Below are 2,458 nucleotides of genomic sequence, written 5' to 3'. Positions count from 1 at the left end.
TAACATTATGCCGAATAGAAAAAAGGCCTAACACGTAAAAATGTTAGGCCTTTTTGCTATTCGGTGTTCAGCGACGCCACTCATTTTTCATAGGTGGTTTTGTAGGTTTGGGCGTTCTTTAATTTGTAGAATTAAACCGTTTTAATGCATTAAAGTGCTCTGTTTCCAGCAGTTTACTTTGCGTTTTAAACAAAAATCCCCCTACCCAAAATAAGAGATTTTGGGGAAAATTCGGTTGGGTTTTTACTCGGGTTTTGTTACACTTTTTCATGGTTACGGGGGATTTTCTTTGGTGAACCTCGGTTTTGTAATTTGGCAGCATTTACTAGATGAACACCCTGTTTTGCGACATTTACGTAAGTTGCAACCCATTCCAGCGCTCCAATTTTGCAAATACTGCATTTGGTAATATCAATGCCGTATTTCATGGCTGCCAAAACCGAAACCGGAAGTTCTACTTTGGGTTTGTGAGCCGCTATTTTCAATTGTGCACAAATACTTTCCAGCCGTTTTGTTTTGTTTTGATGACTCAAAAATCCGCTGTGCCGAATCTTCACAAAACCTTTGGGCAGGATATGTTGCTCAAATCTTCGTAAAAACTCTGCATGGCTCAAAGTCATTAGTTTTTGTTGATTTTTGTCCCGATAATCTTTGTACTTAAAGGTGATTTCGGTGTCGCTGATTTTAGTGATTCTACACGTGCTGATCGCCACTTTGTGCGTGTACCTTCCCAAATATTCCACAATCTGTTCGGGACCTGCAAAAGGTGCTTTGGCGTAAACATTCCATTTGATGAATTGCACTTCATCAATCGTTTTGTCGAACTCTTTTTCGTTGTTTATTTTTAGATTTTCACTCGTTTTTAAGGCCTTTAATTGCGCCAAAAAATAACCTTTGAAGATCTTTTCCATCGCTCTTCTGGGAAAAAGAAAATTACCTTTTTCTCTTTTTTGAGTGATCCATTTTCCCTCTTTTGAAAGTCCACCACCCGTTACAATACAATGAACATGAGGATGAAAAGTTAAATCCTGCCCATTGGTATGCAAAACACTGATGATTCCAGGTATTCCTCCCAAATATTTTTCATCCTTTCCAAGGGTTTTCAAAGTGTAAGTACCTGCCTCAAAAAGCAATTTGAAAACCGCTTTCCGATTCCCCATCGCCAGACTTCTCAACTGCTGAGGAATGGTAAAAACGATATGGAAATAAGTTGTCGGTAGCAATTCGCTCATCCTGTCTTGCAGCCACTGTTCGCGTTTCAAGCCTCCACAATTGGGGCAATGTCTGTTGCCGCAACTGTGAAATTGGTAATGTTGATGGTGACAATGATTACAGCCGTAAACATGCATTCCCAAACGAACCGTATGGCAATCTGACAATTTTTGCAGCACATTTTGACTGTATAAATTAAAGCGTTTCGCACTTGGATGATTGAAGATTTTACTTTGCAGTAACTGCTTAATTTGCGGTTGTTCCATCATCTAATTTTTCCAAAGGAGAAACAATTCCGAGTTGGGTATGATGTTGCAAATGCAGATAAATCATCGTGGTTTCCAACTTGCTATGACCGAGCAAAGTCTTGATAACATGAATGTTATTGCCCTGATTAAGCAAGTGAGTCGCAAAGGAATGTCGCAGCGTATGCGCCGTAAATCGTCCACTTTGGAAACCCGCCTTTTGCATCGCACCATTCACCACCACTTGTAAACTGCGAACATGAAGTGGTTTTCGGGTCTGCGGACTGGTAAAAAAGTATTCTTTCGGACGATTTTGTGCAACATAAAACGCGCGGAGTTGTTCCAATAAAGTCTGTGGCAACAAGGTAAAACGATCTTTTCCGCCTTTTCCTTGAATGACTTTAATTCGGCTGTTGCAACTATCGATGTCTTGGATTTTCAAATTACAAACCTCAGAAATCCGCAACCCACAACCATAAAGCAAGCCCACCACACAACGTTCTTTTAGATTGAGAGGTGCTTTAAATAGTTTTTCTACCTCCATTTCCGTCATGATGTTGGGCAAAATAAATTGCTTTTTGGGGTACAGATTACTCGGAACAATGTAATTGCTGGGCATTACTTTTTTAAAGAAAAAACTGCAAGATTGGGCTACACTTCGGCATTTGGCTCGACCGACTTTGTGATTTTCTTTAATAAAAATCAAATACTTTTCGATGTGTTCTTGGCGTAAATCTTCAACTTTGAGATCATTGTAATGCTTAAAAAGTAAAGTCAGTTCTTGGAGGTAACTCCGCACACTTCCCTTCCCATATTCTTGAATTTGCATCAATTGCAATGCTTTTTGCAACCAAAACTTTCCGCTATCATTCAGCGGTTTAATTGAAATCGAATTCCCTTTCATAATATAAATTTTTAAATGAAAGGTAAAGTTGAGATTTTACAATAAATAGACTATTTTTGAAAAGCAGTTACCGCTCACCGAAGGTGTTGCTTGAACA

2 protein-coding genes are annotated in these 2,458 nt (G+C 39.1%); both read right to left on the bottom strand.

All coding sequences use genetic code 11. The annotated features are described in order from the left end of the window. Positions 1-257: 257 nt before the first annotated feature. Positions 258-1,478, bottom strand: coding sequence for an IS91 family transposase (locus QF004_RS13900; RefSeq protein WP_307427491.1), 1,221 nt, complete (start codon positions 1,476-1,478; stop codon positions 258-260). Next, positions 1,459-2,361 carry a tyrosine-type recombinase/integrase gene (locus QF004_RS13895; RefSeq protein ID WP_307427488.1) on the bottom strand — a complete coding sequence of 301 codons (903 nt, stop codon included), beginning with the start codon at positions 2,359-2,361 and terminating at the stop codon, positions 1,459-1,461. The genes QF004_RS13900 and QF004_RS13895 overlap by 20 nt, the downstream gene beginning before the upstream one ends. Between the last annotated feature and the right edge of the window lie 97 nt (positions 2,362-2,458).

Source organism: Chryseobacterium sp. MDT2-18, assembly GCF_030815285.1.
GTDB classification, from domain to species: Bacteria; Bacteroidota; Bacteroidia; order Flavobacteriales; family Weeksellaceae; genus Kaistella; species Kaistella salivictor.
The sequence above is the reverse complement of the archived record's forward strand: the minus strand, read 5'-3'. Positions and strand labels throughout refer to the sequence as shown.

Excerpts from the sequence above, each read along its gene's own strand:
- QF004_RS13900 (WP_307427491.1), bottom strand. The coding sequence starts at position 1,478 with ATGGAACAACCGCAAATTAAGCAGTTACTGCAAAGTAAAATCTTCAAT.
- QF004_RS13895 (WP_307427488.1), bottom strand. The coding sequence starts at position 2,361 with ATGAAAGGGAATTCGATTTCAATTAAACCGCTGAATGATAGCGGAAAG.